Genomic DNA, 19,201 nt, shown 5'->3' with positions numbered 1-19,201 from the left:
AAGATGCTCGACCAGCTACCGAACGCAAAGCGGATTGCCGAGATAGTCCGCAAACGGCGGCTTATTCCTGATACGCCACGCTGGCGATTATCGACCAGGTTGTTCAAGGACTACCGCCGCCAATGAGCGGTTTTTTATTGGGAGGTATTTATGAACATCGAAATAAATGAGCTTGAAAATGGAGGTAACATTATTGTAGCGGCTAAAGGCCATCACCCCCCGAAGGACTTTATAGAGGCATATTGCTCTTTCTCGGGGGATCCAGAAGAAGAATGGCCGAGCGCTGAAGAGGTGCAGCACGTTTATATGCGCAAAACACCCCGAGAAGGTTACGAGTCTTGGTGGACTCGGTGCGAGAAGGGTAAAGGCGCATTTCCCGCAACTATCATGGGGCCTTTCTGATGGAAATTGGTCAGCTCATCCCTACGCCGGATGAAACCATTATTGCTTCAAGCCCGCTTAACGATGCTGACGAGGTGGCTATTCAGTCATTCCTCGTGGACTTCAATACGCACCCTGATCCCAACGAATTTAATGCAACTGGCGTTAATGGATATTTCCAGTGGTGGCGGGCGAGACGAGCCGCATCCAAGCCGGAGGATGTATGCAAAAGCCCTGCTGATACGCCATGTTAATTTTTCCCACCGATAAGTAGGCCGCCAACTGGCGGTTTTTTGTGCCTGGAGAAAGCCATGGGCGAAATGCTAATGAGTCGCGACGAAGCGGCCAAAGAGTTGTCGTGCCACCCCGCCACTATTTCCAAATGGGTCAAGTCAGGCACCCTGCCCGGCATGAAGATCGGCGGTAAAACCTACGTCAACAAGCAAGCACTCAAAGCGATGATTGCCGGAGATGCGCCGGTCAGCCACACTACCGATGCACCCGGCGCGATAACGGGAGGTAAGCCATGCCGTATAAGCGCCCAGACTCGCCGTTCTGGTGGGTCTACCTATCCCCGCCGGGAGGCGGCGAGCCAATTAGACGCTCTACTCGGACGACCGACAAGCAAGCGGCTGAAGCGTTAGAGGGGAAATGGAAGGCGCAACTCTATCGCCAATCCTATTGGGACGAAGCCCCCGAGCGCAGCTTTGCAGAAGTAGCCACCGAGTACCTGATCGCCAGTCAGGACAAGCGTTCATTGGCCGATATCAAGATGCGCACCGGCAAGCTCTACGACTTCTTTGGTGCTGACAAGGTGATGGGGAAATTAGAAGGCGCCGACGTTCGCGCCTTTATTGCCTTTCGGCAGCGTGAAGGCGTTGGGCCTGCAACGATCAACCGAGAGCTGGCGATACTCGCCGCCATGATTACGCACGCGGTCACGCATCTTGAATGGTCGCTACCCAACCCTGTGAAGGGTCGGATGCTGAAAGAGCCGCCCGGGCGCGTGCGCTGGATCACACGCAAGGAAGCGGACACGCTGATCGAGAAAGCCAAGACCACCCGTGAGGGCGAACGCTTGGCCGACTTCATCGAGCTAGCCCTGCATACGGGGGCTCGCAAGGGGGAGTTGCTCAAGCTGGAATGGCGGCGCGTGAATTGGGAGCACGCGCTAATAACGCTTGAGCCAGAGGATAGCAAAGCAGGCAAGCGCCGGACGATCCCGCTCAACGAGTCGGCCGTGGCCGCGCTCAGGCGACGGTACCGTTACGCGCAAACCTACTGCCCTTCCTGTCCTTGGGTATTTTGCAAGCGTGACGGCAGCCGTTACGTGTACCCAAACCCAGTGTTCAAAAAGGCGTGCTCGCTGGCAGGCATCAAAGACTTCACCATCCACGACTTGCGGCATACCTGCGCAAGCTGGCTGGTGTCGGAAGGCGTGCCGCTGGCCGATGTAAAGGAAGTGTTGGGGCACTCCACGATCAACATGACCGAGCGCTACGCACACCTGGCACCACACCGAGCAAGGGACGCCGTGGCCAAGCTGCAATCACGTTCTCATCACGTTAAAGAACCGGTGGAGAATATCGAGGCACTGCTGGGGAGGAAAAAGAAAGCCTAGAAACGAAAAAAGCCCCGTAAAAACGAGGCTTTAGAATCGAGGTGGCGGAGGGACAGGGATTCGAACCCTGGATAGGCTATTAACCTATGCCGGTTTTCAAGACCGGTGCATTCAACCGCTCTGCCATCCCTCCGGCTTATGGGTGCGTATAATAACAGCTTTCCCTTGGAAGTCAACGCCTTTTGAATCAATTAGTAGAGTCTTAAGCCTACTCGGGTAATGTCGCCGCCTTCCATCTCGCTGACCACCCAGTGAATGCCGTGCCAGTCCACGTCGTCCCCCACCACCGGGTGGCCGCCTACCCGCAGGGAGACGAACTCGGCCAGGGTCATCTCCTGCTCGCCGGGGCTCAGGGTCAGGCCGTAGGCCTGGGCGATGTCTTGCATCTGAGCGGTGCCGTCCAGGGTAAAGGTACCGAAGAACGCCCGCTCCTGCTTGAGCTTGGCATCGCCATTGAACAAGCGATTCAGGGCCACCAGGTCTTCACTGCGACCAATCACGCAGATCACATCCCCCAGCTTCAATCGGGTGCTGCCTTTGGGGTGGAGCATGACGTGGTTGCGAAACAGCGACGAGATCAAGGCGCCGGAGGGAAACCGCAGCAGCCGGATAGGCACATCGTCCAGGTCCTGGTTTTCCACCGTGTAGACGAACATTTCAAAATCGTTTTCCGGCAGGATGCCCAACGGGCCGCGCCGATTGGGCGTGGTGCCCACAGGCACCTGCACCTTCAACCAGCGGGCCACCAGATTGAGCGAACCGCCTTGAATCAGCAACGACATCAGCACCACCGCGAAGGCCACGTTGAAGTAGAGAGAAGCATTTTCGACGCCGCCAATGACCGGGAAAATGGCCAGCACGATAGGCACGGCACCCCGCAAGCCAACCCAGGCAATAAAGAAGGTCTCGCGCCAGCGGAACTTGAAAAACGGCTTGATGGTTATCAGCACCGCCAGCGGGCGGGCAATAAAGATCAAGGCCAATGCCACCAGACTGGCCGGAAGCGCTACTTCCCAGAGCTGGCTGGGCGCGACCAGCAGGCCCAGCACCAGGAACAGACCGATCTGGCTTAACCAGGCAAGCCCGTCGTGCACCGGCAGAATGAAGTTGAGGTGCCTGCCCGGCTGATTGCCGATCATCAGCCCAGCCAGGTAAATGGCCAGGAAGCCACTGCCGCCCAGCACGCTGGTAAGGCCAAAGACACTGAACCCCAGGGCAAGCGCCAGCATGGAGTAGAGGCCAGGCGCCAGGTCCAGCCAGCGCAACAACTTGGCGCTGCCCCAGCCGCCCGCCACGCCCACCAGCAGGCCGATGCCGAACTGAGAAACGAAAAACAGCAGCGTCTCGCTGATGCCACCAATATCCCCCACCAGCATCTCGACCAGCATCAGCGTCAGGAAAATCGCCATCGGGTCGTTGGTGCCTGACTCGATCTCCAGCGTTGCCCCAACCCGCTCGTTCAGGTTCACTCCACGACCACTGAGCATCGAGAACACGGCCGCCGCATCGGTGGAGCCGACGATGGCCCCCACCAGTAGCCCTTGGATCAAGGTGAGGTCGAAGACCCACATGGCAATCACGCCAACGATGGCGCTGGTGATGAACACCCCAAGCGTTGCCAGCGAAAGGGCTGGACGAAACCCCACGCGAAACGTCTTGAGTCGTGTACGTAACCCACCATCCAGCAGAATCATGGCCAGCGCTAGGTGGCCGATGGTGAAGGCCATGGAGTAGTCATCGAACTCGAGACCCAATAAGCCCTCCTCCCCGGCAAGCATACCCAAACCCAGGAAGATCAGCAGCAGCGGCACGCCCATCATGGAAGACAAGCGGCTCGCCAGGATGCTGAGCGCCATGAGGGTACCGCCTACCAGAAAGAAGGTATAAATTGCGTCCATGAGTCTCCGTCTCTACATCAATGCCGTTCTATTATTGCATGCCCAGGCTGATTTTACTGAGCGAGTTGGCCAGATTGCCCCAGGGCTAGCCAGAGACTTCTCCTGACAGCTAAACTCCGCCGTCGTACCTTCTGGAGTTCAGGTTATGTTGAACGCATTCTTGCGTGCCCGTTCCATCCTTACCCTAGTCTTAGCGTTTTTTTTATTATTTTCAATTTCAGCCACTTACGCAAATGATACGGAAACACCCGACACACCCTTGCAGCTGGAGAGCGACCTGGTGCTGCCTGAAGGGTTGTGGCACAGCGCTCCCCAACCCGAAGTAGAAGCGGCTACCGTCGAAAGCGACGAGCCTGAGACATCTGCCCCGGAACAAGCGTCCAGTGAAGACGATGCTCCCAGTATGGCGCTGGTGCCACCGCCGCCTCTGGACCCACCGCCCATGAAGCGTCTGAACCTGATGCTGGATTGGTACCTGAGCCCCCAGCATGCTCCCCTGATCGTTGCCAAGGAGCGCGGTCTGTTTGCGCTGCAAGGCTTGGAGGTGGAACTACAGACGCCTGCAGACCCGACCATCGCCATCAAACTGTTGGCGGCTGGAGAAGTGGATCTGGCGCTGTCGCGCCAGCCGCTGCTACACCTGAATGTGCATGATGGTGCCCCCATCGTGCGGATTGCCACGCTGGTCGAAACACCGTTGAATGCTGTGGTCGTGGCAGGCACCGCCACTTCGCCCGACCCCCTCCAGGGATTGGGCAGAGTCCATTATGGCTTTTCGACCCGCGAAGGGCGCGACCTGCTGGCGGAACCGCTGGTGCCCCTGTCGCTGCGGCAAATCGATGAATTTTCGCCCGCCGAAAACGTCCACTTCGATGCGGCCGGCGCCCTGCGCGAAGGGCGCGTCGACGCCATTGCCGACGGCTTTTATCTGACCCTGCCGGAAGAGCTGGCCTCAGACGGTATCGTCACCCACACAGTGCGTTATCAAGCGCTCGACATTCCCCGCCATGATGGCCTGATCCTGCTGGCCAACAGCGATTCTGTCGCGCGGCGGGCAGCCACCTGGTCGCGCCTGGTGACGGCCCTGGAAGAAGCCAGCAACTGGATCGTCGACCACCCCGATGAGGCCTGGCAACTGGTGATCAACACTCAGCCAGTGCTCGACAACCCGGTCAACCAGGGCGCCTGGGCAAATATCGTGCGCCGCTTGGCGCTGAGCCCGGCCGCTTTGGATGAGCGTCGTTACAGCGCCTTCGAACGTTACCTGCTGGCCTCCGGCACGATAGACGCCACGCTACCTGCCTCCCGGCTGGCACTCAATCCGCATACCCTGGCCGAGCCATAAGCGCGCCCAGGCGGGAGCCGCATGAACGATACGCCACTGATTTTCATCGACATAGAAACCACCGGCACACGCGCTACCCGTGACCGCATCACGGAAATTGCCGCCTTGAAAATCAACGGCGGTCACGTCGTGGAGCGCTGGGTCAGCCTGATTCAGCCCACAACGGGAGTACCGGCCCATATCAGCCGACTGACAGGAATCGACGATGCAATGCTCAGGGATGCGCCCACCTTTGCTTGCGTTGCCGAGGAGCTCAACGGGTGGTTGGGGCGTGACACGCTGGTGGCGCACAACGCTCGCTTCGATGCAGGCTTCCTGCGCAACGAGTTCAAACGCGCCGGAATTGCTTACCGACCCAAGGTGATCTGCACCCTGCGCCTTGCCCGTCGACTGGAGCCGCAGTTGGCCAAGCACAATCTGACGGCATTGCTGGCCCATTACAACGTTCCCAGAACCAACGCCCACCGAGCCGAAGAGGATGCGCAAGCCCTGTGGGGCCTTTGGCAAACCTGGCAACAGCGGTTCGATACGCCCACCTGGCAGGCGGCGTTGGCTGACGAGCAGCGTCACCGCAGCCTGCCCGCACACCTTCCCAGCGAGCAACTGGCGGGGCTGCCGGAAGCACCGGGCGTCTACCTGTTTTATGGGCACAACCGCCTGCCGCTCTATGTGGGAAAGAGCGTCAATCTGCGATTGCGGGTGCTCGGCCACTTCCAGCGTGATCATCAGGATGACAAGGAGATGCGCCTGGCCCAGCAGATCCAGCACGTGGAATGGGAGGAAACGGCAGGCGACCTGAGCGCCCAACTGCGAGAAGCGCAGCTGGTAAAGCAGTTGATGCCCATCATGAACCGACAGCTACGCCGCCAGGGCAAGCTACACACCTGGTACTGGCCGGACGATGCGGCGCAGCCCACGCTGGCCAATGGCAAGCTGCTGGGGCAACCGCAGCCGGGCAAGCTGTTTGGCCTGTTCCGCAGCGCCAAGGAAGCCAAAGAGGCACTGCGCCACTTGGCCGAAGCGCATCAGCTCTGCCCGCAGGTATTGGGGCTGGAAAAGGGCAAGGGGCGCTGCTTTGCCCACCAGCTGGGGCGATGCCGGGGGGCGTGTTGCGGCGAGGAAACACGAGAGGCACACACGCTGCGTGCCCAGCAAGCGCTGGCGGGCCTGCAGATCAGCGCCTGGCCGTGGCCTGGCCGTATCATTCTGCGCGAACAGAGCTGCCCCACGGGTCCGGCGGCCTATCACTTGATCGATCACTGGTGCTATCTGGGCAGCGCCCCATCGCGGCAGGCGGCGCTGGCGTTGAAAACACCTGCCGGGCAGTTCGATATGGATACCTACCGCATTCTCAACCGCTTCATCCGCGACGCCGATCAGCACGGGCTGTCGATCGAGCCGCTGGGTTGAGTGGCTGGATTGGTGGTTGGATTGAGTGGGCCAGCGTCAGGAGTGCGCCGCAATAAAAGCGTCGACCCCCTGCTGAAACGCTTCGGGCTGGTCGGCATGCAGCCAATGCCCAGCATTCTTCAGCGTCACCAGGCGGGCCCGTGGCAGCACTTCGCGTAGCCTGGGCAGCATCTCATCCGTCACGTAGTGAGAGTTGGCCCCACGCAGCACCAGCGTTGGCCCCTCGTAGGCAGCCTCTCCTTCCGGCTCACCGATGATGTGCTCATAGCCACGCTGAATTTCGTCCAGACCCACGCGAATGCTCATCCCCCCCTGCTCGTCTCGTACCAGGTTGGTGGCCAGGAACAGGCGCGTGGGCCGCTCGCTGACATGCTCCGCCAATAGCGCATCGGCTTCTCGGCGGTTGGCAGGCTTGGCGTCTCTGACGCGATTCAGCGCCGCGAACACATCGTCATGACCATGCTGGTAGGCCACCGGAGCGATGTCAGCCACCATCAGCGACAGGCAGCGCTCGGGGGCTTGCCGAGCCAGCGTCATGGCCACTTTTCCGCCCATGGAGTGGCCAAGAATATGCGCATCCTCGATGGAGAGCTTGTCCATCACGGCCAGCACGTCATCGCTCATGGCGGTGTAGCGCATGCCTTCGGCATGGGGCGAGCGGCCATGATTGCGCAGATCCACCGCCACCACCCGGCGCTTGCGCTGCCACACCTTGAGATGCGAGCGCCAGTTGTCGGCACTTCCCAACAATCCATGAATGACGATCAGCGGCGCTTGCTCAGGTGCTTCCACCTCGGCGGGCAGATCGATCACGTGCAGGTCGACAGTGGCCTGTTCGGTCATGGGGGCTCCTTGATGATTAAGCGGTGCGTGGTTCGGCGTCTGTCTGGCCGGTCCATACCACCAGCCTGCGCGTCAGCCACGCCAGCAATAAGCCGTACAGCGGCAGGAAGAACAACAGGCTGATCGCCAGTTTGATGACGTAATCCACCGTGGCAATTTCCACCCAATGGGCGGCCATGAACGGATCGGGGCTGTTGTAAAAGGCGGTCGCAAAAAAGGCAAAGGTATCCGCCAGGTTACCCAGGATGGTGGAGCAGACCGGCGCTACCCACCAGGCCCATTGGCGCAACCGGTCAAAGACCTGCACATCCAGCAATTGGCCCAGCACGTAGGCCAGGAAGCTGGCCAGGGCAATCCGCGCCACGAACAGGTTCCACTCGCCCAGCGCTTCCAGGCCCGCGAAACTGCCACGGGGAAACACCACCGACACCACATAGGATACCAGCAGCGCGGGAAACATGACCCGTAATACGATAGTGCGTGCAGGCCCTTTACCAAACAGGCGCACGGTCAGGTCGGTAGCCAGAAAGATGAACGGAAAGCTGAAGGCTCCCCAGGTGGTGTGAAAGCCGAACAGCGTAAAGGGAAGCTGCACCAGATAGTTGCTGGCGGCAATGATGGCAATATGGAAAAGGACCATTACCGTCAGGCAACGGCGATGCTGAAGATCGGTGAGCGCAAACATGGAGCGAGACCTTTTTTTGGTGGCAAGAGGGGTTAGGGAACCCTCGTGAACAGCGTAATGACGCTACTGGGGCGCGCATTATACGCCTTCTCGCTGGTAATGAAAGCCGCCCAGGCTATCCGGGCGGCCAACCTGGTTTCAGTCCTGCTGCGGCTTCGCTTGCTCAGCGGCACCGATCTGACGCTGGCACATGGCTTCATGCACGTCATCGAGACTGGTGGGGTCATCGATGGTCGATGGAATACCGTAGGACTTGCCATCGGCGATATTGCGCAGCAGCTTGCGCAATATCTTGCCCGAACGGGTTTTCGGTAGCCGATTGACCACCAGCACCTGCTTGAAGCAGGCAATCGGGCCGATATGTTCACGCACTCGCTCGATCAGCTCGGCTTCCAGCGTCGCTTCGTCGCCCTGGAAGCCATCCTTGGGGATGACCAGTCCTATCGGGAGCTGCCCTTTCAACTCGTCATGAATGCCAATCACCGCGCATTCGGCCACCGCCGGGTGGGCACCCACCACTTCCTCCATTTCACCGGTGGAGAGGCGATGCCCCGCCACATTGATCACGTCATCGGTGCGCCCCATGATGAACAGGTAGCCCTCCTCATCGAAATAGCCGCCATCCCCGGTGAGGTAAAAACCTGGGAAAGCCGCCATGTAGGCGCTGTGGAAACGCTGCGGGTCACGCCATACGCCGATCAGGCAACCTGGCGGCAACGGCTGCTTGATCACCACGCTGCCCTGCTGCATGGACTCGGCCTGCTCGCCGTCGCGATCCAGAATACGTACGTCGAAGCCGGGCACGGGATATGTGGCCGAACCGGCCTTGGTGGGCACGGTTTCAATGCCGGGCAAGTTGGCGGCAATCGGCCAGCCGGTTTCGGTTTGCCACCAGTGATCGATCACCGGCACGTCCAGCAGGTCATCCAGCCAATGGAACGTGGGGGGATCGAGCCGCTCCCCCGCCACATACAGATGTTTCAGGCTGCTGATATCGTATTGCGAGAGTCGCTTGGCGTCCGGGTCCTCTTTCTTGATGGCCCGGAACGCCGTAGGCGCCGTAAAGAAGCTCTTGACGCCATACTCCTCGATCAGCCGCCAGAATGCCCCGGCATCCGGCGTGCGCACGGGCTTGCCTTCGTACACCACCGTGGTGCAGCCACGCAGCAGCGGCGCATAGACGATATAGGAGTGCCCGACGACCCACCCCACATCAGAAGCCGTGAACATCACGTCGCCCGGCGCCAGGTCGTAAATGGCCTCCATGGAGTAGTGCAACGCCACGGCGTAACCACCCGTATCGCGCACCACGCCCTTGGGCTTGCCCGTGGTACCTGAGGTGTACAGGATATACAGCGGGTCGGTCGCTTTGACGGGCACACAGTCGGCGGCCTGGGCGCTGGCTTCGAGCGTCGCCCAATCGTGATCCTCCGGCTGCAGCTCGGCCCGGTGGGCATCGCGTTGGAACACCACGCACGCCTGTGGTTTGAAGCTGCTCAGCTCGATGGCACGCTCCACGATGGGCTTGTAAGGCAGCACCTTATCGACCTCGACCCCGCAAGAAGCCGCAATCACCACCTTGGGCTCGGCATCTTCGATGCGTACTGCCAGCTCGTGGGGGGCAAAGCCGCCAAAGACCACGGAGTGCACCGCGCCCAGGCGGGCACAGGCGTACATGGCAATCAGCGCCTCGGGCACCATGGGCATGTAGATGATCACCCGGTCACCTTGGGTGACGCCCAGCTGTGCCAAGCCACCGGCTACCTTGGCGACTCGGTCACGCAGCTGACGGTAAGTGAGCGTCTGTTTGCAGCGGGTGACCGGCGAGTCCCAGAAAATAGCCGCCTGTTCGCCGCGGCCCTGCTCTACGTGCACGTCGATGGCGGCGTGACAGATATTGAGCACACCATCGCCGAACCAGCGGGCGTGCTGCTGCTCGTCGTAACTGAGGATGGTGCTGGGAGGGGTGAACCAGGGCAGCTTGCGAGCCTGCTCGGCCCAGAACGCTTCTGGCTGTTCCACCGACTGGCGGTAAACGGAGTGATAACGATTCATGGTGGCCTTGTCATTGTTGTGAGCTTGATTGTTGACACTCTACAAAGCAAAGCATGCTTTCACCCTCATACTATCGGCTTAAATTCGACCAAAGCAAAAGCAAAAAACACAAATTGTCGACAAAAAATCAGCACTTATCATTGATAGAACGTTAAACGTGGTTTTGGACAAAAAGCGCTAAATTAATGATCATTCAACAACCCAATCCTCGCGACGCGACGATGGCTACATAATCAATAACAACGCTGTCACCACAGTGTAGGCAAGGAGAGTTTCATGTCTGCTTCTACTAGCGCCGCTGCACGCCTTCTGGAACACAATGGACTCGCCATTGAGGCAGGCACTCAATTGCTCAAGGCCCTGGCCAATGAAAAACGTTTGCAAATCCTTTGCTTGCTGGCAGAAACGGAACTGTCTGTCACGCAGATCAATCAACAGCTGGCGTTGAGCCAGTCCGCGCTCTCCCAGCATTTGGCCATTCTACGGCGCGACAAACTGGTCGAGACGCGCCGCGAATCACAAACCATCTATTACTCGCTCAACAGTGACAGTGCCAGGGCGATCATCAGCACCCTGGCCCAACACTATGCGGCCTGATTTTTTCAGGTCAACGACGCAGCCAACCGGCTGATTCGATCACCCCCAACGCTTTCACCAGCGCATTTTCGATACCCGCCGATACCGCAAGGCCAAACCTGCGCCCCATGGTTTTCGGCGGCTCCAGCTTCACCCGGTATACCTGCGCATCGGCCATGCGCTCGACCAGGTAGGCTTCGCTGGTGCCTACGCTGTCCACCAGTTTGTTTTCCAGCGCTTCGCTGCCGTACCAGATTTCTCCCGTGGCCAGCTGTTCGATGTCCATCTCGGGACGGTGGCTGGCAACGAAAGATTTGAACAGGCGATGGGTATTCTCCAAGTCATCAATGAACTTCTCACGCCCTTCCTGGGTGTTTTCTCCCAATATCGTCAAGGTACGCTTGTACTTGCCGGCAGTGAGCAACTCCACATCGATATCGTTGCGTTTGAGCAAACGGTGAATATTGGGCACCTGGGCCACGACGCCGATGGAGCCAATGACCGCAAACGGGGCCGCTTTGATGTGGTGAGCGGTACACGCCATCATGTAGCCACCGCTGGCCGCGACCTTATCGATACACACCGTGGTGGTCAGCCCTGCTTCTCGCAGTCTGTCCAATTGGGCCGACGCCAGGCCATAGGCGTGCACCAACCCACCGGCTGACTCCAGGCGCACCACCACTTCGTCACTGGCGGTGGCCACCTCGATCACCGCCGACACTTCCTGGGCAAAGGTTTCAGCCTGGGAGGCCTTGATATCGCCATGGAAATCCAGCACCCACACTTTTTGAACAGAATCAGAGGGATTCTTACCCTGCTTGGCCGCCTTTTGCCGCGCTTTCTCTTCCTGACGAAAGGCCTTGATCAGTTTCTTGCGGGCGCCCTGCTCGGTGGTACTGACTCGCAGCCGCCGACCACGGGCTCGACGCTGATCGTTCAGTGATTCCACCTGCAACTTCAGTCCCGATGACGGGGACTCCTTGCTACGCATCACCAGCATCAGCAACGCTGCCGCTGCTGCCAATACCAGCGTGGTTTGCAGCAGGAAGGTGCCCATTTCCACCAACCATTCCGCCATGATTCGTCTCCTCAGGTATTTTTAAACGCTGGAAAGTATTAGTGTACGGGCTTTATCCGCAGATTGTGAGGAAGTGTCAACGAGGCTTGATTAAAACAACTGTTTGAAATACTCTCGTGAGATAACGTCAATCCGCACCAACTCGTTACGTGAGCATACCTTATGTCATCCAATACGCTTGAAAAACTGCAATCTCGTTTTAATCCCGACGCAGCCAAAGGCATGAACGAAGTCTTCCAGTTTCATTTTTCCGATGCTGGCAGCCACTATCTCTCGGTACAGGACGGTAGCTTGGGGGTGCATGAAGGCGAGCACGACGACCCGTCTGTGAGCTTGAGCCTGAGCACCGATACGCTCAAAGGCATCATGAGTGGCGACATCAACGGCATGACCGCCTTCATGACCGGCAAACTCAAGGCGACCGGCAACGTCATGCTGGCCACCAAGCTGACCAGCCTGTTCCCGGCCAAGTAAGCCATCAGCGCCAACGGGCCAGATGCGTCTCGATCAAATCCCGTGAAATAGAGTACGGCGGCGGCAGCGCAGGCAGCTGCCGCGGCGAAAACCAGGCGGCATCGCTGATTTCGACCCCATCGATGGTGATTCGCTGGGTCGTGGCCTCGGCGAAATAGCCCAACATCAGCGAATGCGGGAAAGGCCAAGCCTGACTGTGGTGGTAGCGCAGTTGGTCCACGTGCACGCCTACCTCTTCGAACACTTCCCGATGTACGGCCTCTTCTGCCGACTCCCCCGGCTCGATGAACCCCGCCAGGGTAGAGTAGCGGCCGGGCGGAAAACGCGGGCTGCGCGCCAGCAGCATGGCTTCACCCCGGGTCACCAGCGTGATGATACAGGGTGAAATTCGCGGGTAGTTGCGATGCCCGCACGCATAGCAGTGCATGGCGAACTCGGCTTCCAGCTTGGATGCCCGCTCACCGCAGCGGCTACAAAAACGGTGGTTTTCCAGCCAGGCGCCTACCTGCAATGCCGTGGCCAGCAGGCTAAACCAAGAAGCTGGCAGCTCTGCCAACCACTGGCGCCCTTCTATCCAGGCATCCCCAGGCTCACTCTCCAGCTGCAAGGCCACGGGCTCATCATGCCAGTAGCACAAGGGCTGCATGTGCTCGTCCCAGGGTTGATGGGGCTGAAGCGGGGATAGCTCACCCACCAGCGGTGCCGGCGCAATGTGACTGCGCGCGACGCGAATCACTCGGCCTTCACGCGCATGGTGCGGGATTTCACGCCTAAGCATCGGCCGTACCACTCTCGCCGCTTGCCGACAGCCAACGCAGTTGATGCGCCTGACACTTTGCCTGATGAGCGGCCTGCTCTTCTGCGCTGGGGCGAATCACTCGTAGCTGACCTGGCGCCAACGACAGCCGCTGAACCGACAGCCCTTCGTTGGCCTGGCGCTCTTCGCGCTGGTCATTGCCACTCTCGGCATCCAGGGTCAACGCCGTTTGCCCACCGGTCATCGCCAGGTAGACATCGGCCAGAATTTCCGCATCCAGCAAGGCCCCGTGAAGCACTCGGTGGCCGTTATCGATGTCGTACCGTTTGCAGAGCGCGTCCAGATTGTTGCGTTGGCCAGGGTGCATTTCGCGGGCCATGACCAGCGTGTCCAGGATACGGCAGTGCTCCCTGACCGGCCCCAGTATCGGCGATTTGCGCCGCTTGTTGAGCATGTTCAGTTCGTGGTCGATGAAGCCCACGTCGAACGGCGCGTTGTGAATGACCAGCTCGGCCCCATCGATGAAGGCCCAGAACGCGTCGGCAATCTGAGCAAATACCGGCTCGTTGGCTACTTTGGCATCATCGATGCCGTGGACGGCCACCACCTCGGCATCGATATGACGCTCAGGGTTGATGTATTGGTGATACGTGCGCCCGGTAAACCGCCGATTGACCATTTCGACGGCGCCAATCTCTACCAGACGGTGGCCATCCTTGGGGTCGATACCAGTCGTTTCGGTATCCAGAATTACTTGGCGCATGGGGTCTTGCTCCTCTGGTGCTCATCAATGGCCTCGTTGGCCAAGGCGTCGGCGCGCTCGTTACCGGGGTGGCCACTATGCCCTTTGACCCAGTGCCATTCGACACGATGGCGCTGGGTCTCTTCATGCAGGGATTTCCAGAGCTCGGCATTTTTCACCGGCTGCTTGGAGGCGGTTTTCCAGCCACGTTTCATCCAGTTGTGAATCCACTGGGTAATGCCTTGGCGAACGTACTGCGAATCGGTCCACAACGCCACATCACAGGGCTTGTTGAGCGTGCGCAGCGCCATGATGGCCGCCATCAATTCCATACGATTATTGGTGGTGTTCGCTTCGAAGCCTTTCAAGGTCTTCTCATGGGTACCGCTGACCAGCAGCACTCCCCATCCGCCGGGGCCAGGATTGCCACGACACGCCCCATCGGTATACACCGTGACACGGGGCAGCCCATTGGCTGCTTGGTTACTCACGCTCACTATCCTTTTCTATACAACGTTTTCCAGCGGGTAGCCGGGCGGCTGCGCTGGTGCGTGTGGCACCGATCGATGATGAAACCGGCGTACGCAAACCAAACTTGACGCGTTGAATGGGAGCATGACGCTGCCGACGCTGCGCCTGAATCATGTAACTCTCACCCAGCGGCATGTTGTGGCGTCGGCCAAGCCGCTCCCAGCGTTCGCGACAAGTGGTGCTCATGGGGCCACGAAAACAGCAGTAGTCTACGCGCTCCACCTCGAAATCGACAAACGCGAGCCAGTCCCGCAAGCGGTTCAACGTGCGCCACTGACCTTGCCAAGGATACTCGGCCTTGCGCCACCGGCGACTGAGCCCGTTGAGGCCCACTGGATTGAAGCCAAACAGCACCAGCACGCCGTTGTCTGCCGTGACCCGCGCGGCTTCCTGGAGCGTGTGGTGCGCATCCGGCAAATATTCGAGCCAATGATGAATCACCATGACGTCCAGACAGCGGTCCGGGAGTGCCAGCTGTTCCGGGGGGCAAATCAGGGTGGATTCACTCTGGGCGGCCTCTCTGCTGGGCGCCCAGACCACTTGATGAGCAATGCCGGACATGGTCATCAATGGCGGGGCCATGCCCATCTCCAGGCTGTGCCCACCTTTTCTGCCTTCCACCACGGGCCCAAGGCAAGCACGCTGCGCATCCCACAAAGCGCGCCCAGCGTCTGTCTGCCAGTAGGCTCGCGCCTCTGCAAGCGAGTGGGCAAGGCGCGGTGCATTGGGCGAATTTGACATGAACGGCACTTGCCTCCACAGTATTGGGCTTTTGAGGGGCGCGCTGCCACGCTACGCAGCGCACGGCAAATTTTTCAAGCAGGTCTGACAAACTCCGAGGGATCTCGCCCATGATGAGCGTGACACCGATACCCGCCTTAAGCGACAACTATATTTGGCTGATAAGACAGGATAACAGTCAAGGCGTCTGCGTGGTGGACCCCGGTGAAGCGCCCCCCGTGATCGATTTCCTCGAGCGGGAATCCCTGACCCTCGATACGATCCTGATCACCCATCACCATCATGACCACACCGGCGGGCTGGCGGCACTGAAAGCGCGCTACTCGCCCATGGTGATTGGCCCGCACAACCCGGATATTCAGGGTATCGACCAGCGCGTCGGCGAGGGCGAGCAGGTAAGAGTACTGGGCCGCGCCTTCGAAGTGATGGAAACCCCAGGCCATACGCTCGATCATATCAGCTACTTTACGCCAGGTATCCCCGCCCTTCTTTTCTGTGGCGACACGTTGTTTCATGCCGGCTGTGGCCGCCTTTTCGAAGGCACACCAGAGCAGATGCTGACTTCATTGCGTCGTCTTGCGGAACTCCCCCAGGAAACACTGGTCTTTGCAGCGCATGAATATACTCAGGCAAATCTGAGCTTTGCACGTGCTGCGGATCCTGAAAACGATGCTGTAACACGCGCACAACAGGAGTGCGAAAAGGCCCGGGCGCTAGGCAGGCCCACCTTACCCAGCACGATAGGACGCGAGCTGACGATCAACCCCTACCTGCGTGTCGGTACCGAAAGTGTGCGCCAAGCCGCAGGCATGCAAGGGGCAAATGACGACGAACTCGCTACGTTCACCACTCTGCGTGAGTGGAAGAACCGTTTTTAAGAACGCTATCGAATAGAAACGAACACACTATGACTTATCGAACGCTTCGCCAGCGCTTGCTATTGAGCGCCGGCAGTACGGTTATTATGGGCCTTTTTTTGGCCGCCGCTGCGAATACTCAAGCCTCTGCCACGGATCCCCAATGGGGCTCCCACACCAGCAATATCGACTCCTCTGCGCTAGGTGATGCCGAGGATGCCTTGACGGCCCGACCCACTGCGTTTCAGCACCACTTCTGGGAAGCTCTCGAACTGCAACCCCAGGACGCCTGGAGCATCCTGCGCTCGAGTTTTCAGTGGCAGGAGAAGCACCTGCCCGCCGATGCCCAGGCACGGGTAGACGAGTGGATTCAATTCTACAGCGCCAGCCCCCAGAATATCGCTTCGATCACCGAGCGTGCCACGCCTTGGCTTGCCTGGATTGCCCAACAGGTATCCGAGCGAGGCCTGCCCGGTGAAATTGCCCTGATCCCCTTTGTCGAAAGCTCTTTCGACCCCAGCGCCCGCAGCCATATGGGTGCCGCCGGATTATGGCAGTTCATGCCCGGCACCGGTGATGCACTGGGCCTGGTTCGCAACGGTCAGTACGATGGCCGCCTGGACGTGGTGACCTCCACGGATGCAGCGCTCAACTACCTGGAAATGCAGGCCGACGAGTGGTACGAAGGCGACATCATGCTCTCCCTGGCGGCTTACAATGCCGGCGCTGGCACAGTCAATCGTGCTCGCCAGCAGGCTCAGAATCAGGGCATGGCGGGCCACTACTGGGATTTGGCGCTACCCAACGAGACCATGCAGTACGTTCCCAAATTGAAAGCCATTGCCACCATCATCGACAATCCTGAACGTTACGGCGTCAGTTTGCCTGACATTCACGCGGAACCGGCCTTCGCCAAAGTACAGCTGGAGCAGCCCGTCAGCCTGGCACAAGCCTCTCGCTTGCTGGATGTCAGCCAGTCGGCCCTGGCCGAGCTGAACCCGGGCCTGCTGAATGGCAGCATCGACCCCAACAGCGCTCAAACACTGTTGGTACCCGAGGAAGTGGACACCCAGGTGCTGGCGCAGCTATCGCAGACAAGCGGCAGCTACGCGGCGGCAAACTCCCCTTCCGTACACCGCGTTGAACGCGGTGACAATCTTTCCACAATTGCCGCGCGCTATAATCTTGATCAGCAAGATTTAATCAGGTGGAATGGGCTGGATCGCCCAGAAGCCCTGCAGCCCGGTCAGTTGCTCTCGTTATCGGATGGCTAGCGCGACCAGCCCCCCGTGATCACCTCCGGTTTTGCCACTACAGGACGTTACCAATGCCACGCGGTGAGTTGTTGTCAAAAGCAGTCCTACTGGTCAGTGGCCTATTGCTGAGTGCCACTCTATGGGCTTCACCGCTAGGTGAGAGTGGTGTTCCCGTCCCCACGGTGCACGGGCTATCGCTTTACGATAGCCCTGAGCTGCCCGAAGACTTTGCCTACTTCCCCCACGTCAACCCGCAGGCTCCCAAGGGCGGCTCCATCACCCATACCGCCGTGGGTGGCAGTTTCGACTCCACCAACCCTTTCATCATTCGCGGTACTCCGGCCACCGGCATTTCACAAATTTACGACACGCTGATGGCCAGCAACCCCAACGAGCCGTTCAGCCTGTATGGCCTGCTGGCCCGTGGCGTGCGCCTGGACCCTGAGCGCGAGTGGATCGAGTTCGACCTGCACGAGCAGGCACGCTTTCAGGATGGTGAGCCGGTCACCGCTTACGATGTGGTGTTCACCTTTGACCTGCTGCGCGAACAGGGCAACCCTTTCTACGCCAGCTACTACGCGGGGGTCGAACGGGTCACGGCCATCAATGAGCATCAGGTGCGTTTCGAGTTCAATGACACCCAGTCCCGAGAACTGCCTTTGATCGTCGCGCAGCTGCCGATCTTGCCGCGCCATTACTGGGAACCGCGCGACTTTACCGCCCCCACCCTGGCGGCCCATCCGGGGTCTGGCCCCTACCGCATCAGCGAGGTCGACCCTGGCCGTCGCATCGTCTACCAGCGCGACGACAATTACTGGGGCAAGGACCTTCCCGTCAATGTCGGGCGCTATAACATCGACCGCATTGCCTATGAGTATTACCGGGATCGTGATATTTCCTGGGAAGCTTTCAAGGCAGGCTTGACCGATTTTCGCATCGATGCCCGCGCTGCCACCTGGGCGATTGGCTACGACTTCCCTGCCTATCGTCAGGGGCAGGTCAAACGTCTTACCGTTCCCGATGTCAATCCCTCGATGATGCAGGCCTTCGTGTTCAACCTGCGTCGCGAGAAGTTTCAAGACCCACGGGTACGTGAAGCGTTAAGCCTCACCTTCGATTTTCCGTGGCTGAACACCAATATTTTTTATGGCACGTATTATCGTACCGAGAGCTTCTTTCAAAACTCCGAGATGGAAGCCGTCGGCCTGCCTACCGAAGAAGAGCTGGCACTGCTCGAACCCTTCCGTGACGAGCTGCTGGCATCGCATCGATCCGAGCGGCTGTTTACCGACCCGCTGCCCATCGAGCAGCCTGTCGAGCTACGCGAGCGACTCAGGCGTGCGCTGACGCTGCTGGAAGACGCAGGGTATGTGGTGGAGGATGGCGTGTTGGTCAACGAGCAGACGGGGCGCCCGCTAAGTCTGGAAGTATTGATGTACGACTCCGGCATGGAGCGCGTGGTCCAGCCCATGCTGCGTAACATGGCGCGCCTGGGTATCCAGACCTCCATGCGCATCGTCGATATCAACCAGTACCTGAACCGTGTGCGCAGCTACGATTACGACATGGTCATCAGCCACTTCCCCCAATCCAACAACCCCGGCAACGAGCAGCGCGATTATTGGACCAGCGCGGCCGCCGAGTCACCGCAGAGTCGTAACCGTATGGCTCTGGCGCATCCGGCCGTGGACTCGCTGGTGGAACAGCTGATTCGCGCCGAGGATCGAGAAACCCTCGACACCATCACCCACGCGCTGGATCGTGTGCTGCGCTGGGGGTTCTATGTGATTCCGCACTACCACTCGGGGGAAACCCGGATTGCCGTGTGGGACAAGTTTGGTTATCCCGACCCGGCACCCGCCTACGCCATGGACCTGGATGCCTGGTGGGTCGACAGTGAGCGCGAAGCTGCGCTGGAGCGTCGCAACCGCCGCTGAACGCAGAACAAGAC

19 protein-coding genes, 1 tRNA gene and 1 pseudogene are annotated in these 19,201 nt (G+C 59.4%); 11 read left to right on the top strand and 10 right to left on the bottom strand.

The genetic code is table 11. The features are described from left to right. Positions 1–150 precede the first annotated feature (150 nt). The 4 genes from FEU76_RS17930 to FEU76_RS17915 are packed head-to-tail and all read left to right on the top strand — an operon-like array spanning position 151 to position 2,002. A complete protein-coding gene (locus tag FEU76_RS17930; RefSeq protein WP_144984855.1) occupies positions 151–402 on the top strand; it encodes a hypothetical protein in 252 nt (83 codons plus the stop codon). After that, complete coding sequence (locus FEU76_RS17925; RefSeq protein ID WP_144984852.1) at positions 402–635, top strand: hypothetical protein; 234 nt, start codon at positions 402–404, stop codon at positions 633–635. Before FEU76_RS17930 ends, FEU76_RS17925 begins: the two co-directional genes overlap by 1 nt. A 57-nt stretch (positions 636–692) precedes the next feature. Next, positions 693–1,025 carry a helix-turn-helix domain-containing protein gene (locus tag FEU76_RS18855; protein WP_144984849.1) on the top strand — a complete coding sequence of 111 codons (333 nt, stop codon included), beginning with the start codon at positions 693–695 and terminating at the stop codon, positions 1,023–1,025. Then, a complete protein-coding gene (locus FEU76_RS17915; RefSeq protein ID WP_144984846.1) occupies positions 908–2,002 on the top strand; it encodes a site-specific integrase in 1,095 nt (364 codons plus the stop codon). The genes FEU76_RS18855 and FEU76_RS17915 overlap by 118 nt, the downstream gene beginning before the upstream one ends. 42 nt (positions 2,003–2,044) lie before the next feature. Here FEU76_RS17915 and FEU76_RS17910 read toward each other — a convergent pair. Together FEU76_RS17910 and FEU76_RS17905 are read right to left on the bottom strand one after the other, a co-directional pair. Then, positions 2,045–2,135, bottom strand: a tRNA-Ser gene (locus tag FEU76_RS17910). Between the two features lie 58 nt (positions 2,136–2,193). Beyond that, positions 2,194–3,900, bottom strand: a complete 1,707-nt coding sequence (locus tag FEU76_RS17905) for a potassium/proton antiporter (protein WP_096922970.1) — start codon at positions 3,898–3,900, stop codon at positions 2,194–2,196. A 259-nt stretch (positions 3,901–4,159) separates the two neighbouring features. Between FEU76_RS17905 and FEU76_RS17900 the strand changes: the two genes are divergently transcribed. Further along, a complete protein-coding gene (locus FEU76_RS17900) occupies positions 4,160–5,245 on the top strand; it encodes an ABC transporter substrate-binding protein (RefSeq protein ID WP_313955447.1) in 1,086 nt (361 codons plus the stop codon). 21 nt (positions 5,246–5,266) lie between these two features. Continuing rightward, positions 5,267–6,655 (top strand): 3'-5' exonuclease family protein, encoded by a 1,389-nt coding sequence (locus tag FEU76_RS17895; protein WP_144984843.1) that lies wholly within the window; start codon positions 5,267–5,269, stop codon positions 6,653–6,655. A 36-nt stretch (positions 6,656–6,691) separates the two neighbouring features. Here FEU76_RS17895 and FEU76_RS17890 read toward each other — a convergent pair whose 3' ends face one another. From FEU76_RS17890 to FEU76_RS17880, 3 genes and pseudogenes are all read right to left on the bottom strand, one after another. Continuing rightward, entirely contained in the window at positions 6,692–7,498 is an 807-nt protein-coding gene (locus FEU76_RS17890) for an alpha/beta fold hydrolase (RefSeq protein ID WP_039177879.1), read from the bottom strand. 16 nt (positions 7,499–7,514) lie between these two features. Beyond that, positions 7,515–8,183, bottom strand: a complete 669-nt coding sequence (locus tag FEU76_RS17885) for a 7-cyano-7-deazaguanine/7-aminomethyl-7-deazaguanine transporter (RefSeq protein ID WP_016913879.1) — start codon at positions 8,181–8,183, stop codon at positions 7,515–7,517. A 138-nt stretch (positions 8,184–8,321) separates the two neighbouring features. Beyond that, positions 8,322–10,259: pseudogene (locus FEU76_RS17880) on the bottom strand (propionyl-CoA synthetase); the annotation flags it as partial. 255 nt (positions 10,260–10,514) lie between these two features. Here FEU76_RS17880 and FEU76_RS17875 point away from each other — a divergent pair. Beyond that, a complete protein-coding gene (locus FEU76_RS17875; protein WP_039177873.1) occupies positions 10,515–10,835 on the top strand; it encodes an ArsR/SmtB family transcription factor in 321 nt (106 codons plus the stop codon). A gap of 10 nt (positions 10,836–10,845) precedes the next feature. On the opposite strand, the gene sohB is transcribed toward FEU76_RS17875, so the two are convergent. After that, positions 10,846–11,892, bottom strand: a complete 1,047-nt coding sequence (gene sohB / locus FEU76_RS17870; protein WP_144984840.1) for a protease SohB — start codon at positions 11,890–11,892, stop codon at positions 10,846–10,848. Between the two features lie 162 nt (positions 11,893–12,054). Between sohB and FEU76_RS17865 the strand changes: the two genes are divergently transcribed. Further along, positions 12,055–12,366 (top strand): SCP2 sterol-binding domain-containing protein, encoded by a 312-nt coding sequence (locus tag FEU76_RS17865; RefSeq protein ID WP_144984837.1) that lies wholly within the window; start codon positions 12,055–12,057, stop codon positions 12,364–12,366. A 4-nt stretch (positions 12,367–12,370) separates the two neighbouring features. On the opposite strand, the gene nudC is transcribed toward FEU76_RS17865, so the two are convergent. Genes nudC through FEU76_RS17845 form a run of 4 tightly spaced genes read right to left on the bottom strand, consistent with a single transcriptional unit; the run spans position 12,371 to position 15,137 of the window. Then, a complete protein-coding gene (gene nudC / locus FEU76_RS17860; protein ID WP_144984834.1) occupies positions 12,371–13,144 on the bottom strand; it encodes an NAD(+) diphosphatase in 774 nt (257 codons plus the stop codon). After that, positions 13,137–13,886: a DNA polymerase III subunit epsilon gene (gene dnaQ, locus FEU76_RS17855; protein ID WP_144984830.1), complete on the bottom strand. Its 750-nt coding sequence runs from the start codon at positions 13,884–13,886 to the stop codon at positions 13,137–13,139. Before dnaQ ends, nudC begins: the two co-directional genes overlap by 8 nt. Then, positions 13,874–14,356, bottom strand: a complete 483-nt coding sequence (gene rnhA / locus FEU76_RS17850) for a ribonuclease HI (protein ID WP_039177860.1) — start codon at positions 14,354–14,356, stop codon at positions 13,874–13,876. The genes dnaQ and rnhA overlap by 13 nt, the downstream gene beginning before the upstream one ends. Continuing rightward, complete coding sequence (locus tag FEU76_RS17845; protein WP_144984827.1) at positions 14,349–15,137, bottom strand: class I SAM-dependent methyltransferase; 789 nt, start codon at positions 15,135–15,137, stop codon at positions 14,349–14,351. Before FEU76_RS17845 ends, rnhA begins: the two co-directional genes overlap by 8 nt. Before the next feature lie 110 nt (positions 15,138–15,247). Between FEU76_RS17845 and gloB the strand changes: the two genes are divergently transcribed. From gloB to FEU76_RS17830, 3 genes are read left to right on the top strand one after another with little or no spacing between them, the layout of a single operon-like run. Then, positions 15,248–16,015 (top strand): hydroxyacylglutathione hydrolase, encoded by a 768-nt coding sequence (gloB, locus tag FEU76_RS17840; RefSeq protein WP_144984824.1) that lies wholly within the window; start codon positions 15,248–15,250, stop codon positions 16,013–16,015. A gap of 29 nt (positions 16,016–16,044) precedes the next feature. Continuing rightward, positions 16,045–17,268 (top strand): transglycosylase SLT domain-containing protein, encoded by a 1,224-nt coding sequence (locus tag FEU76_RS17835; RefSeq protein ID WP_144984822.1) that lies wholly within the window; start codon positions 16,045–16,047, stop codon positions 17,266–17,268. A gap of 53 nt (positions 17,269–17,321) precedes the next feature. Further along, positions 17,322–19,187, top strand: coding sequence for an extracellular solute-binding protein (locus tag FEU76_RS17830; protein ID WP_144984819.1), 1,866 nt, complete (start codon positions 17,322–17,324; stop codon positions 19,185–19,187). Positions 19,188–19,201: the final 14 nt, after the last annotated feature.

The sequence above is a fragment of the Halomonas sp. C22 genome, from assembly GCF_007655045.1.
Taxonomy (GTDB): domain Bacteria; phylum Pseudomonadota; class Gammaproteobacteria; order Pseudomonadales; family Halomonadaceae; genus Vreelandella; species Vreelandella hamiltonii.
This window is presented reverse-complemented; position numbering and strand designations above follow the sequence as displayed.